Genomic DNA, 13,524 nt, shown 5'->3' with positions numbered 1-13,524 from the left:
GTGCACTGTCAGCCGCCGAAGGCCTCGGCGATGTCCATGACCGCTGGGCCGAGCAGCACGATGAACAGCGTCGGCAGGATGCACAGGATGAGCGGGAAGATCACCTTCACGGGGATCTGCATGGCCTTCTCCTCGGCGCGCTGACGCCGCTTGAGCCGCATCTCGGCCGCCTGGGTGCGCAGCACGTCGGCGATGGAGACGCCGTACTGGTCGGCCTGCACGACGGCCCGGATGAACCGGCGCAGATCGACCACCCCCGTCCGCTCCGCGAGCGCCAGGTAGGCGTCCCGCCGCGGCTGGCCGACGGCGATGTCCTGCAGCGTGCGCACCAGCTCCTCGGCGAGGGGACCCTTGCCGTTGTCGCCGGCCCGCGCCATGGCCGACTCGAAGCCGAGTCCTGCCTCCACGGCGATCGTCATCTGGTCGAGGGTGTCTGCCAGTTCGAGCGCGATCGCCTCCTGTCGCTCCTGCCCGCGGCTGTGCAGCAGCAGCTCGGGGAGGAAGTAGCAGACGACGGTTGCGAGGATCGCCACTCCGCCGGTCAGCGGACCCGGTGAGGACGTCGCGAGGAACAGCCCGACAGCGGCCGCCACCAGGCCCAGGACGAGCTTGGCCGCCACCAGCCTGGGCACCGGCCACGCCGCCGGCCGGCCGGCCCGGCCGGCCAGGCGGTCCAGCCGGGTGACCGTGCCGCGCGGGGTCAGCCCCCGGACGAGCCGGGACAGCAGACCGGGACCGGTCCGGGCGACCGGACCGGTCGGACCGGGCGCCACGATGCCGCGCACCAGGTTCTCGCGGGCCTGGACGCTCGCGGCACCCGCGCCGGAGAACAGCGACCAGCCCAGGACCGGCAGGGCAGCGCAGACGGCGACCGCGGCCAGGAGCACGGGGACGGGGACGGTGGTCATCAGAACGTGATCGCCACGGTCTTCTTGAGCCACAGGCCGCCGACGAGGAGCATCACGGCCGCCCCCGCCAGCATCCCGTAGCCGACGATGCTCTCGGTGAACTTCGCCAGGTACTCCGGGTTGGTGACCGCGAGGAATCCGGTCACGCCGAAGGGCAGCGCCATCAGGACGATCGCCGAGAGCTTGCCCTCGGCCGACAGCGCCTTGACCTGACGGCGGATGGCGTTGCGCTCGCGGATGGTGTTGCCGACCGCGTCGAGGACCTCGGCGAGGTTGCCGCCGACCTCGCGGTGGATGGCGATCGCCTGCGCCACCCAGGTGAAGTCCTCGCTGCCCATCCGCGCGGCGACCTCGTCCAGGGCGTCGTTGAGGTCACGGCCCACGCGGGTCTCGTTGACGATCCGGGAGAACTCGTCCGAGGTCGGCGACTCGGCCTCGTGCGACACCGAGTCGACCGCCCGCAGCAGGCTGTGCCCGGCACGCAGGCTGCTCGCCATCAGCTGGAGCGAGTCGTCGAGCTGGTCGGCGAAGGCCGCCTGCCGCCTCCCGGCGCGGAATCCGAGCATCAGCTTGGCGCCGAACGGGACGAGCGCCAGGACGACCACGGCCAGCAGCAGGCCACCGAGCAGAGCGCCGATCACCATGCCGAGGACCGTGGTGAGCCCCACGCCGAGGACGAAGTTCGGCAGCGTGGTGGACATGCCGGCGCGGTCCAGCGCCGCGGCCCCGGCGGCCAGCCGGCCGCGCTTGAGCAGGACCTTCTCCACGGCGGCTCCGGCCGCGGCACCGGCACCGGCCAGCGCCGACGTGGAGGGCGCCAGCGACGGGTCGAGCCGGCTCAGCGGCACCCGCGACGGGCCGGCCGGGAGGACGACGAGGGTGGCGATCAGCGCGGCCGCTGCGAACGCGCCCGTGCCGAGGACGAGGAGGACCGCGGACACGGTCACCACCTCGTGGCCGCGACCGGCTCGACGGCACCGAAGACACGCGGCGAGAGCCGGATGCCGAGGTCGTCGAACTTGTCGGTGAACCGTGGGCGGACCCCGGTGGGCACGGGCTTGCCGAGGAACCTGCCGTGCGCGTCGACGCCGGCGGAGTAGTCGAAGAGGAAGGCGTCCTGGAGGGTGACCGTCTCGCCCTCCATGCCCTGGACCTCGGTCACGTGGGTCACGCGGCGGGTGCCGTCGCGCAGCCGGGTGATCTGGACGACGACGTCGACGGCGGAGGCGATCTGCTCCCGGATGGCGCGCAGCGGCAGATCCATGCCCGCCATGAGCACCAGGGTCTCCAGCCGGGCGATCGCGTCGCGGGGGGTGTTGGCGTGGACGGTGGACAGCGAGCCGTCGTGGCCGGTGTTCATCGCCTGGAGCATGTCCAGGGACTCCCCGCCACGGCACTCCCCCACCACGATGCGGTCGGGCCGCATGCGCAGGGAGTTGCGGACGAGGTCGCGGATGCTGATCGCGCCCTTGCCCTCGATGTTGGGGGGCCGGGACTCGAGCCGGACGACGTGCTCCTGCTGGAGCTGCAGCTCCACCGCGTCCTCGATGGTGACGATCCGCTCGCCCTCCGGGATGAACGAGGAGAGCACGTTGAGCAGCGTCGTCTTCCCGGTACCGGTACCGCCGGAGACGATCACGTTCAGCCGCGCCTCCACGCAGGCGTTCAGGAGCTCGGCCATCTCGGGCGAGAGGGTCCCGAAGTTGATCAGGTCCTGGACGGTGAACGGGTCCTTGGAGAACTTGCGGATGGTGAGCGTGGACCCGCTGAAGGCCAGGGGCGGGATGATCGCGTTCACGCGGGAGCCGTCCGCGAGCCGGGCGTCGACCAGCGGGGAGGACTCGTCGATCCGGCGTCCCACCCGGGAGACGATGCGGTCGATGACCCGTCGGAGGTGCTCCTCGGAGCTGAACCGCGTGGCCGTGCGCTCCAGCCGGCCGCTGCGCTCCACGTAGATGGCATCCGGCCCGTTGACCATGATCTCGCTGACCGCGTCGTCGTCCAGCAGCCGCTGCAGGGGTCCGTACCCGAGCACGTCGTCGGCCAGTTCGGCGGTCAGCCGCTGACGCTCCTCGCTGCTGAGCGGGACGTTCTCCTCCTCGACCACCTCGTCGAGCTCGCTGAGGACCACCGCGCGCAGGGCGTCCTCGGCCATCGAGGGGTCGTTCATCCGGCTGCCCATGCGCTCGAACAGCGCCTTGCCGACCCGGTCCTTGAGCCGGGCCAGGGCATCGGTCGGCGGCGCGGGCGCGGGTACGACGACGGCGCGGGGCTTGGGCACGGCGCGGCCGGGGGGAACCGCAGGCGTCGCGGCCACCGGGGATGCGGCCGCGACCGGGTGGTCCGCGGCGGACGCCGCCCCGGACCCGCCCCGCGCGGCCTCCAGCCGCTGGGCGAGGTTCACGCCGAGGCCCGGTGCTTGGCGCGGTAGCGGCCCGACTTCATCAGCGGGGTCGCCGCGAACCGGGACACCAGCCGGCGCAGCTCCCGGACCATCGGGTCGCGGCGGCCACCGCTGGCCAGGATGGGGACGCCCTGGTTGGTCGAGGCCGGCACGGTCTTCGACCGTGGCAGGACGACGTCCACACCGGTGCCGATCGTGGTCTCGACGTCGCGCACCGTCAGCCCGCCCTTGGGGTCGGCGAAGTTCATGACGACGTGCCGCCCCGCCGGGATCATGGCCAGCTCCCGCAGCACGTCGAGCTCCTTGCGGAGCCCGCGGACGCCGGGGACGTCCATGCTCGTGAGCATGACGACGTCGGAGGCGCGGTCCAGCGCGGCCAGCGTCTGGTCCGACAGACCGGGGGCGGTGTCGACGACGACGTACCGGAACTCGCGGGCGAGGGAGGCCAGGAGCCGGGTGACGTCGTCCCCGCTGACCGTGTCACCGGCGGCCGGGGACTCCGCGCCGCAGACGGCGTACAGCCCGCTGGGGTGTTGGGTGAGGAAGGTCTTGAGGACCATGGTGTCCTCGCTCGCCGGGCCGTGGACGGCGTCGGGGAGCGTGTACTCGGGCACCAGGCCCAGCGCCGAGGCCACGTCGCCGAACTGCACGTCGAGGTCGACCAGCACCGTCGACTGCGGAGCCGCAGCGGTCAGGCCGATCGCCAGGTTGGTCGAGACCGTCGTCTTGCCGACCCCGCCCTTGGGCGAGGCGATGGTGATGACCCGGCCGGCGTAGCGGTCGGTCTCGCTGGCCGGCCGCAGCACCCGCCGGCGCCCGGCGGCCGCGCGTCCCGCCCGCTCCACGGCCGCCGAGATCTCCTCGACGCCGGCCTCCGGCGGCAGCAGGTCACGGATGCCGGCGCGCATGGCTGCCTGCCACATGTCCGGCGACGGATCGGCCATCAGGACGACGGTGATCCCCGGCGACTGGACGTCGAGCCGGCTCGCCAGGCCGAGGACCTCCTGCGCCGGGACGTGCGGGCCGACCAGGAGCACATCGGGCAGCTCGTCGTCGACCAACTGCTCGAACAGGCGGGCGGGATCGCTGGGCAGCCGCCCCGGCGGCAGGACGTGCACGTCGCCGTCGGTGGCGAGCTTCACCCGCAGGATCAGCTCCTCGCCCGCTCCGGCCAGGACGACGCGGCTCATGAGTAGGCCTTTCCGTAGATGTTCTCCGGGGTCAGCACCTCGGTGCCGCCGGTGCCGGCGTCCTCGGGTTCGAGCGAGAGCCACACGGAGCCGTGCTCGGCCCCCCAGACGACGGCCTCGGCCTGGGCCGCGGTGACGGCGAGGGTGATCATGAGGCTGCCGGCCGGTGCGGGGGCGCTGGCGGCCGATGCCGTCTCCGTCCCCGCCTCGACGGCGGCTGCCGGGGCGCCCTGGATCTGGGTGACCAGGACGAAGTGCAGGACCGCGTGCGTCGTCTTCGAGTCCGACCGGGAGATCAGCACGCCGACCTCGTCCCCGGCGGCCAGCCGACCACCGGCGGCGCGCTGGGGCTCCAGCAGGATGCTGACCTCCTGCATGCCGCGGGGCACCGGCACCGTGCCGGGTGCCTGCAGCTCGTCGGGGCGCGGGAAGCGGCTGGCCAGCAGCTGCTCGCCCGGCTGCAGGTCGACGCTGGCCACGCCGTCGGCCAGCGCGGCGAGATCGGTGACGCGGCCGGGCAGCGCCGCCTTGGCCGGGAGCACCTCACGGCGCACCAGCTCGGACAGCGCCGTGCCCGGGGTCCCGGCGGGGATGGGGGCGTCGGCCACCAGCACCTCGACGGTGCGCACACCGGCGAACGCACGGTTCTCGGCGCCGCGCACGTAGCCCACGAGGACCACGGTGCCGACGACGACGAGGAGGAGGGCCGCCACGGCGGCCAGGAATCGACGTCTCACGAGTGGGCGCCCCTATCGGATCAGTCGGAGGATCGAAGCGCCGAGCTGGGGCGCGTCCGGGCTGTAGTCCCAGGCGTCGGACAGCTCGACGAAGCGGGTGTAGTAGCCGGTCACGCAGCGGTCGCTGGAGTTGGTGCCGGGACCGCACACCTTGTTGCCGCTCTTGATGGAGCCGTTGACGGCGTAGCCGGTCAGCGTGAAGGCGGCGTAGCCGTAGACCCGGTACCAGCCGTTGCTCCCGCCGGCCCCGTACTCGTCGAACAGCGGCAGCAGGACCGTCCGGCCCAGCCACCCGGTGAGGTCGGCCTCGCTGCAGCCGGCGGGCAGGGAGACGCCCGTGTCGGAGATGAGCCGCTGGCCGATCGCGGAGGTGGCGTGACACCGTCCCGCATCGGGCACCACCCAGCCGAAACCTCCGGGCACGAAGTTCCCGGACGGGCCGGTGCACCCGCCGACGTCGTCGGACTTGCTGAACATGATCGTCTGGAGCGTCTCGGTCGACGGCAGTCCACCGCCGGTCTGCGCCTTGAACGAGCACCACGAGAAGGTCAGCGGCAGCACCGCCGTCCCTCCGCTGGGGCCGCCCCAGCCCACGGTCGCGGTGGCCGAGACCTGGCTGGAGTCGTGACCGATGACCGGCGCGAACCAGTGCTCCTTGGGGGCGCCGCCGGTGACGGTGACGCTGAGCGGGTCGCTGCTGAGGACCGGCATGCCGGCCGTGCCCTCGGGGTCGTTGAGGGTGATGAGCTCCTGTGCGGTCGCGAGCATGTCGCCACAGTTGCCGCGGGAGCAGTCCTGGGCGACGGCGATGGCGGCCGCGTCGGCGGCCACCTGGAGACGGGCCCGTTCGGCGTACAGGGCCCCGACGTCGACGGCGATGGCGGCGAAGCCGAGCATCGGCACGAGCAGGAGCGCGAAGACGACCGCGGTGGCGCCGCGCTCGCCGTCGAGCCGGCGGGAGAAGCGGGCGATCAGCCGTTGCATCGCATGACCCCCGTTCCGGTGAGCTCGATCTCCGAGCCGAAGAAGCCGGTGAGGTACGGCTTGGGGTAGGTGATGGTGAGGCGGACGGCGGTGTTCCCGGCGCCGGTGGCGGGGCACGTGGTGCCGGTGCCGTCGACGATCTCGATCGCAATCTGCGCGTCGGTGATGCCCGGGTCCAGCGAAGCGGCGGCGTTGCGGGCGACGGCTCGCGCGTCCACCGGGTCGTTGCGCAGAGCCATGGCCCGCACGCCCTCACGGGCGGCCGCCGAGAGCGTGCCCTGCACCTGGAAGGCGTGGCCGAACTCGACGATGCCGATGATCAGCACCAGCAGCAGCGGCACGATGAAGGCGAACTCCACCGCGCTGGCACCGCGCTCGTCGCGCAGACGTCCGTCCATCCCGTGCTCACCGCCTCTCCTCGTGCCGCGGCGCAGCGGCCCGGTGAGCGGGCCGCTGCGCCGTCACAGCCGCAACTGAGCGGAGGGTGCTTACGGGGTCGTCGGGGTCGTCGTGGTGCCGCCGCCGGGCAGGCTGCCGCTGATGGAGGTGAACAGCCCGTTGAGCTTCCCGCCGAGCGCGGTGACGGCGACGATGATCACGACGGCGATGAGGCCCACCATGAGGCCGTACTCGACAGCGGTGGCGCCCTTCTCCTCGCGCACCCGGTGCTGGGCGACGGCGACGAAGCTGGCGATCGTGGCGTAGAGCTTCTGCATTGGTGCTCCCGGGGGGTGTGTCGGCCGTCCGGCACGGATCGGGTGATCCGGCCTGCGGCTGCTGGGAGGGTTGTCGAACGCCCCGGGGCGTGACTTGAGTCTCTTTCCCCCGATCGAGGGACACCGTCCCGTCCGACGGGTGACCCCGCTCGGTCCGACGTGACGCTGAGTGAGCGGAATCGGCCGGTTCAGCCCAGGATCGTGCTGCTCCAACCGACCGCGACCCCCGCGCCGAGGAGCATCGCGGGGCCGAAGGGTAGTTCCCCGCGCAGGCCGATGCGGCGCGTGGCCAGCAGCAGGAGGGCCAGCACCGCCTGGACGACGAACCCCGCTGCCGCGCCCAGCAGTACCGCGTCCCAGCCGAGCCAGCCCAGGTACAGCCCGAGCAGGGCCGCGAGCTTGACGTCGCCCATGCCCAGAGCGCTCGGGGAGATCAGCGCCAGGACGAGGAACAGCACGAAGAGCACGCCGGCGCCGAGACCGGCCCGCAGCAGGTCGTCCCAGCGCCCGTCCGCGACCGCCGCTCCGGTGAGCAGCAGCCCGCCGGTCAAGAGCGCGGGCACCACCACCCGGTCGGGCAGCAGCCGGTGCTGCACGTCGATCACCGCGAGCAGCACGCCCGCGCCGGCACCGGCGAGGAACGCGGGCAGCTCCCAGGACGCGCCGAAGCGGAGGGCGACGAGCGCGAACACCGTCGCCGTCACGAGCTCGAGGGCCGGTCGCCGCACGGCGGTCGCGGCGCGCGTTCCGACGCCGTCCCACGGGAAGGTCGCCGCGGCCCGATCGACCACGGCGCCGATGACCAGCCCGGCCACCGCGGCCAGTGCCACCACGACTCCGGTCACCGGGCGCCAGCCGGACACGTGCCGATCACCTCGTCACCCTCGCACGGAGACGATGGCCGGTCCGGCAGGACATCGCCGGCCGACGCCGCCCACCCCGCCGGCGCCTCCCCTCCCGCCGGAGTTCCCGACCACCGCGGGTTCCCCGAGCACCCCAGGGGCCGCACCCCCGCCCGTTCACCCGCAGGTCACCTCCACGGACAGCGGATCTCGTACGGTGCGGCGCGGGGGCACGCCGGGAAGCGGGCTCGGACGGGAGACCATGGACACGCAACCGGGCCTGAACCGACGGCTGGGGACGGCCGACGCCGTCGTCATCGGTCTCGGGTCGATGCTCGGCGCCGGTGTCTTCGCCGCCTTCACGCCGGCCGCCGAGGCCGCCGGACCCTGGCTGCTCCTGGGGTTGGCGCTGGCGGCCCTGGTCGCGTACTGCAACGCGACCTCGTCGGCCCAGCTGGCCGCCCAGTACCCCGCGTCCGGCGGCACCTACGTCTACGGCCGCGAGCGGCTGGGCGAGTGGTGGGGCTTCCTCGCCGGCTGGTGCTTCGTCATCGGCAAGACGGCGAGCTGCGCGGCCATGGCACTGACCTTCGCCGCGTACACCGTGCCCACCGCCTGGCAGCGACCCGTTGCCGTCGCCGCCGTGCTCGTGCTGGCTGCGGTGAACTACCACGGCATCACACGGACGGCGGGGCTGACCCGGATCCTGCTCGCCGTGGTGCTGCTGGCGCTGGGGATCGGCGTGCTGGTGGCGCTCCTCGGCGGGGATCCCGATGCGGGCCGGCTCACCTCCGCGGACGGCGGACCGGGCTGGTACGGGGTGCTCCAGTCGGCCGGGCTGCTGTTCTTCGCCTTCGCCGGCTACGCGCGGATCGCCACGATGGGCGAGGAGGTACGCGACCCCGAGCGGACCATCCCCCGGGCGATCCCGTTGGCCCTGGGCCTCGCGGTCGTCGTCTACGCCGTCGTCGCGGGAACGCTGCTGACCACCCTCGGACCGGCGGGCATCGCCGCGACGGCGTCCCCGCTGGCGGCCGCCGTCGACGCCACCTCCTGGGCCGGACCGGTGATCCGCGTCGGTGCCGCCGCGGCCGCGCTGGGTGCCCTGCTGGCGCTGATCGCCGGGATCGGCCGCACCGGCCTGGCCATGGCCCGCGAAGCCGACCTGCCGTCGGCGCTGGCGGCGGTCCACCCCCGCTACCGGGTGCCGCACCGGGCGGAGGCCGTCCTCGCGCTCGTGGTCAGTGCGCTGGTGCTCACCGTCGACCTCCGCGAGGCGATCGGTTTCTCGTCGTTCGGCGTGCTGCTCTACTACCTGGTCGCCAACGTCGCCGCCTTCACCCAGTCGGCGGAGCGACGCCGCTGGCCCCGGCCCCTGCAGGTCGCCGGCGCGCTCGGCTGCGTGATCCTCGTCGTCACCCTGCCCGCCACGGTCATCGTCGCCGGCTGTGCCGTCGTCCTCGCCGGGGTGGGGTACCGCACGCTACGACTGCGCCTGGCCCGATGACGACGGTCTGACGACGACGGACGAGCGGACCACGGGAGGAGCGCGCTGCATGAAGGTCGACCTGAAGAAGCAGATCACCGCGTACAGCGCTCCCCGGGGCGAGTTCGCCGTCGTCGACGTGCCGCCGCTGCAGTACCTGATGGTCGACGGACATGGTGACCCCAACACCTCCCCCGCCTACCGCGAGGCCGTCACGTCGATCTACCCGGTGGCCTACACGCTGAAGTCCGCCAGCAAGCGGGAGCTGGATCGCGACTACACCGTGACGCCCCTCGAGGCGCTGTGGTGGGCCGAGGACATGTCCGCCTTCACCACCGCACGGGACAAGAGCAGCTGGAACTGGACACTGCTGCTCCTCGTTCCCGACTGGCTCGGCTCCGACGACGTCGAGCGCGCCCGCTCGGCCGTCGCGCGGAGCCGGGCGCCGGCGCTGGACCGCATCCGGCTGGAACGCCTGGACGAAGGCCGGTGCGTGCAGACCCTGCACGTCGGGCCCTACGACGACGAGGGACCGGCCCTGCGCGCCATGCACCACGACGCCATCCCGGCACTCGGGCTGCGGATGACCGGCCGGCACCACGAGATCTACCTCAGCGACGCCCGGCGCACGGACCCTGCCAGGCTCCGGACCCTCCTGCGGCAGCCGGTCACCGACGCGGAGCCCTGAGGTCCCGGCCCCGACCGCTCCGGGGCGACGGGACCGCGGGATGGGGGCGACGGACGAGTCGGCCTGTACGCCGGGAATGGTTCGCCGGTGTCGGGCTGGTCATGGAACCCGTCGGATATGCCCTCTGACCTGGGGGTTCTCCGTTGGACGCTACTGGCAGGTAACGGTCAGATTCGGCTGAGTTGCGGACTATCTGCGGACTGGCTGCGGACTGGCTGCGGACTGATGGCGGAGGATTCGCACCCCCTCTCGATCGTGCTGGGTGCGACGATGCCGCTCCACAGCCGGTCGAGGATGCCGGCCAGGACGGGTCGGCCGAAGGGCGCTTCGCGTCCCTGCGGGATGGGCCTCCGGCCCACCCTTCACCCGAACCGCCCCAGCCGGATTGGGCCGGTTGTGGGAGCGACCAGAACTGTGTGGATGGCTCGGAGACCTCCGAGTCGAGCATGGCGCCGGGTACGCGAGTCCGGTGACCACCCGAAGCGGATGCCCATGGGGCAGTCCCATCGGCCGCACATGGCGCTCGGCAACGTCCCGCCGACAACGCGCTGCAGCACGTTTCCGAGCAGTACAGCTGGAAGCGGGCGCGCCGACGAAGAAGGCTCAGCTACTGCGGCGGGAGCGCCACCACCAGGCGCCACCACCAACCGCCGCGATGGCCAGAACGGCGACGACCAGGGCGATGGTGCCGGCGTTCGACGACTGCTCGTCCGCCTCGCTGGCCGTGTCGGTCTCAGTGGTCGCGCTCGGCTGTGCCTGGGTGGACGATGCCGCGCTGCTCGAAGTCGGCGTAGCGGGCTCCCCTGAGACCGGAGCCGCGGCCGGTGCCACGGTCAGTGTGGGGGCGGGCTGCTGCGGCTCGGGCGCCCCTTCTACTGCCGGCTCGATCCACGCGTCCTCACGGCCGTCGGCGTAACGCTGGATCGTGGGGAAAACGAGCTCGGTGGCGCCGACGGGCAGCTGAGCCACAGTGACGCTGTACTCCGCAGCGACGCCGGGCTCGATCGGGGGGCCAGCGATCTCGAATCCGTCCGTCGTCGGCGTGAGCACCCAGCCGGCGGGGGCGCCGGCCAGGGCGACGTCAGCCGGCGAGATCCCGGCGGGGAGCTGGGTCTTGACGCCTGCGATTCCGACGGAGTCGGACTCGGCCGCAGCGGAGAAGGACAGAGTGACCGGTCCCGCGCCTGCCTGAGCGCCGTCCGCAGTCACGTCGATGTGAGCGGCCGCGGGTGCAGCGGTTGCAAGCAGGATGCCGAGGGCGGCCGGGAGCGCGAGGGCGGTGCGGCGTCGGCCGCTGGCATGGGTGGGCACGAGGCATTGGTCGTCGGCAGGCCGCCCGTAGTTCCACGGTGTGACCTGAAGTACTATCTGCGTATGCGTGCAGATAACGAGGCTTGTCGCCGATCTCTCCTGGATGACCAGGTGGATCTGGCTGTCGAGGCGTTCCGGATGCTCGCCGACGGCACCCGCGTGCGGATCCTCTGGGCGCTGATCGGGCGTGAGCTGTCCGTGAACGAGCTCGCTGCCGAGGTAGGCAAGCTGCCTGCCGCTGTCTCCCAACACCTGGCCAAGCTCCGCATGAGCCGGATCGTCGCCACCCGGCGAGAGGGAACCCAGGTGTTCTACCGGCTGGAGAACGAGCACGTCGGCGAGCTGGTCACCAACGCCATCCACAACGCGGAGCACGCCTCACCCGGCGTCCCGGGCCACCACCTCGCCGACGCGGACCTGGTCCGGTTGCACGACGATGTCCGGGAGGCGTGACGTGAGCGACCACGGGCACCACCACGCCGACGACACGCACCACGACCATGACGGGCACCACGACCACGAGCACCGGGGTGGAGTGCGCAGCTGGGTGAGCGGACTGTTCCACCCGCACAGCCACGATGCCGCGGACTCGATCGACTCGGCGCTGGAGTCCTCAGCGCAGGGGATCCGCGCGGTGAAGATCAGCCTCGTCGCGCTCAGCGTCACTGCCGTCCTGCAGCTGCTGATCGTGATGATCAGCGGCTCGGTGGCACTGCTGGCCGACACCATCCACAACGTCGCGGACGCTCTCACCGCGGTGCCCCTGTGGATCGCCTTCGTCGTCGGCCGTCGTGCGGCCACCCGCCGCTACACCTACGGATACGGGCGGGCGGAGGACCTGGCGGGACTCTTCATCGTCGCGATGATCGCCGGCTCCGCTGCCCTGGCCGCCTTCGAGAGCATCCGTCGCCTGCTCGACCCGGCGCCCGTCCAGCACCTGGGCTGGGTGGCGCTGGCCGGCTTCGTCGGCTTCCTCGGAAACGAGCTCGTCGCCCTCTACCGGATCCGAGTGGGTCGCGCGATCGGCTCGGCCGCACTGGTCGCCGACGGTTTGCACGCCCGCACCGACGGGCTCACCTCGCTGGCCGTGCTCGCCGGCGCCGGCGGTGTCGCAGCTGGCTTCCCGTTGGCCGACCCGCTGGTCGGCTTGGTCATCACCGTCGTCATCCTGACCGTGCTCCGCACCGCCGCCCGCGACGTCTACCGGCGGCTCATGGACGCCGTGGATCCCGAGCTCGTCGACCAGGCCGAGGAGACTCTGCGGGCCGTGCCAGGCGTGACGGCTGTCCGTACGGTCCGGATGCGCTGGATCGGGCACGCCCTGCACGCGGAGGCGGACCTGGAAATCGATGGATCGGTCAGCACGAGGAATGCACACGCCCTGGCACACGAGGCCGAACACCGGCTCACCCACTCGCTGCCGAAGCTCCGCAGCGCGGCCGTCCATGCCTACCCCGAGCATCACGAGAAGGTGACGTCCCCCTGACGTCACACTGCTGCCTCCAGCGGACCGTTCGATACAGCATGCTGAGTCACCGCTGAACGGGGCTTCTCCTGGCGCCTAGGCAGCGTGTCAGCCGGTCATAGGGTACGCGCACGCCTCGGCGGGAGTCCGTACCGTCATCGGCAGCCAGCGGGAGTCGAGACCATGTGCTCCCAAGGTCAGGCTCCATCGGTTGAACGAGGAGCCGGTGGGGCCGCCTTTGTACCGGTTGAGCGCACACACTTTCCATGTACGTGCCGTGCCATCATCTTGCCTGTGACCACGTCGGGACAGCCGAGCGACGACACCCTGCCCGGCTCTTTGGCCGCAGAGCGGCGCAGAGCCGCAGAGCTTGAGCACGCGCTGGAGACCAGCCGACGAATCGGAATGGCGATGGGCATCGTCATGGAGCGTTACGGCATCGAACCCGACGCCGCGTTCGCGGTCCTGCAGCGGCACAGCCAGGCGGGCAACGTCAAGCTCCGTGACATCGCGGACCAGTTGGTACGGACGGGCGAACTGCCCAGTGGAGAAGACGCTGGTCGGCTGGGCGCTGACGACGAGGTCGTTCCCCGGCCGCGCGGGTAGCAGCGAGCGCCCCCAACTCAGCAAGCCAAGGGACGTCGGCTCTCCAGCCCGGGATCTTCCCCCACGGGGAGGACAACTGGGACACCTTGCCGGTCGGTCGGAGCCTCGTCGTCCGGCAGCCGCTCGACATTCACGCCGCCGTGTCGCAGGGACCGCGTAACGCGAGCCGGTGCAGTGCGGATGCTGA

At 72.2% G+C, this 13,524-nt stretch carries 15 protein-coding genes; 5 read left to right on the top strand and 10 right to left on the bottom strand.

Translation table 11 applies throughout. The annotated features are described in order from the left end of the window. Nucleotides 1–8: 8 nt before the first annotated feature. The 9 genes from RM425_RS09995 to RM425_RS09955 all read right to left on the bottom strand — a co-directional run bounded on the left by RM425_RS09995 (nt 9) and on the right by RM425_RS09955 (nt 7,802). Nucleotides 9–908: a type II secretion system F family protein gene (locus RM425_RS09995; protein WP_311345042.1), complete on the bottom strand. Its 900-nt coding sequence runs from the start codon at nt 906–908 to the stop codon at nt 9–11. Further along, nucleotides 908–1,849 carry a type II secretion system F family protein gene (locus RM425_RS09990; RefSeq protein WP_311345041.1) on the bottom strand — a complete coding sequence of 314 codons (942 nt, stop codon included), beginning with the start codon at nt 1,847–1,849 and terminating at the stop codon, nt 908–910. The genes RM425_RS09995 and RM425_RS09990 overlap by 1 nt, the downstream gene beginning before the upstream one ends. Nucleotides 1,850–1,851: 2 nt before the next feature. Further along, nucleotides 1,852–3,312, bottom strand: coding sequence for a CpaF family protein (locus RM425_RS09985; RefSeq protein ID WP_311345040.1), 1,461 nt, complete (start codon nt 3,310–3,312; stop codon nt 1,852–1,854). After that, nucleotides 3,309–4,502, bottom strand: a complete 1,194-nt coding sequence (locus RM425_RS09980; RefSeq protein ID WP_311345039.1) for an AAA family ATPase — start codon at nt 4,500–4,502, stop codon at nt 3,309–3,311. Before RM425_RS09980 ends, RM425_RS09985 begins: the two co-directional genes overlap by 4 nt. Continuing rightward, nucleotides 4,499–5,239: a Flp pilus assembly protein CpaB gene (gene cpaB, locus RM425_RS09975; RefSeq protein WP_311345038.1), complete on the bottom strand. Its 741-nt coding sequence runs from the start codon at nt 5,237–5,239 to the stop codon at nt 4,499–4,501. Before cpaB ends, RM425_RS09980 begins: the two co-directional genes overlap by 4 nt. Before the next feature lie 12 nt (nt 5,240–5,251). Beyond that, nucleotides 5,252–6,223, bottom strand: a complete 972-nt coding sequence (locus RM425_RS09970) for a TadE/TadG family type IV pilus assembly protein (RefSeq protein WP_311345037.1) — start codon at nt 6,221–6,223, stop codon at nt 5,252–5,254. Continuing rightward, the gene (locus tag RM425_RS09965) at nt 6,211–6,621 is read right to left on the bottom strand and encodes a TadE/TadG family type IV pilus assembly protein (protein ID WP_311345036.1); all 411 of its coding nucleotides are present in this window, start codon (nt 6,619–6,621) and stop codon (nt 6,211–6,213) included. Before RM425_RS09965 ends, RM425_RS09970 begins: the two co-directional genes overlap by 13 nt. A 90-nt stretch (nt 6,622–6,711) precedes the next feature. Then, nucleotides 6,712–6,939 (bottom strand): Flp family type IVb pilin, encoded by a 228-nt coding sequence (locus RM425_RS09960; protein WP_311345035.1) that lies wholly within the window; start codon nt 6,937–6,939, stop codon nt 6,712–6,714. A gap of 188 nt (nt 6,940–7,127) precedes the next feature. Beyond that, nucleotides 7,128–7,802: an A24 family peptidase gene (locus tag RM425_RS09955; RefSeq protein WP_311345034.1), complete on the bottom strand. Its 675-nt coding sequence runs from the start codon at nt 7,800–7,802 to the stop codon at nt 7,128–7,130. A gap of 241 nt (nt 7,803–8,043) precedes the next feature. Between RM425_RS09955 and RM425_RS09950 the strand changes: the two genes are divergently transcribed. Both RM425_RS09950 and RM425_RS09945 read left to right on the top strand, forming a co-directional pair. Beyond that, nucleotides 8,044–9,288: an APC family permease gene (locus RM425_RS09950; protein ID WP_311345033.1), complete on the top strand. Its 1,245-nt coding sequence runs from the start codon at nt 8,044–8,046 to the stop codon at nt 9,286–9,288. 49 nt (nt 9,289–9,337) lie between these two features. Beyond that, a complete protein-coding gene (locus RM425_RS09945; RefSeq protein WP_311345032.1) occupies nt 9,338–9,955 on the top strand; it encodes a GyrI-like domain-containing protein in 618 nt (205 codons plus the stop codon). A 603-nt stretch (nt 9,956–10,558) separates the two neighbouring features. On the opposite strand, the gene RM425_RS09940 is transcribed toward RM425_RS09945, so the two are convergent. Continuing rightward, entirely contained in the window at nt 10,559–11,518 is a 960-nt protein-coding gene (locus RM425_RS09940) for a DUF1775 domain-containing protein (RefSeq protein WP_311345031.1), read from the bottom strand. Between RM425_RS09940 and RM425_RS09935 the strand changes: the two genes are divergently transcribed. The 3 genes from RM425_RS09935 (at nt 11,405) to RM425_RS09925 (ending at nt 13,337) form a co-directional block, all read left to right on the top strand. Beyond that, a complete protein-coding gene (locus RM425_RS09935) occupies nt 11,405–11,719 on the top strand; it encodes an ArsR/SmtB family transcription factor (RefSeq protein ID WP_311345030.1) in 315 nt (104 codons plus the stop codon). The two genes, RM425_RS09940 and RM425_RS09935, sit on opposite strands and share 114 nt — an antisense overlap. Nucleotide 11,720: 1 nt before the next feature. Next, the gene (locus RM425_RS09930) at nt 11,721–12,752 is read left to right on the top strand and encodes a cation diffusion facilitator family transporter (protein ID WP_311345029.1); all 1,032 of its coding nucleotides are present in this window, start codon (nt 11,721–11,723) and stop codon (nt 12,750–12,752) included. A gap of 273 nt (nt 12,753–13,025) precedes the next feature. Next, nucleotides 13,026–13,337, top strand: a complete 312-nt coding sequence (locus RM425_RS09925) for an ANTAR domain-containing protein (RefSeq protein ID WP_311345028.1) — start codon at nt 13,026–13,028, stop codon at nt 13,335–13,337. Nucleotides 13,338–13,524 lie beyond the last annotated feature (187 nt).

Source organism: Blastococcus goldschmidtiae (assembly GCF_031845325.1).
GTDB classification, from domain to species: domain Bacteria; phylum Actinomycetota; class Actinomycetes; order Mycobacteriales; family Geodermatophilaceae; genus Blastococcus; species Blastococcus goldschmidtiae.
The sequence above is the reverse complement of the archived record's forward strand: the minus strand, read 5'-3'. Positions and strand labels throughout refer to the sequence as shown.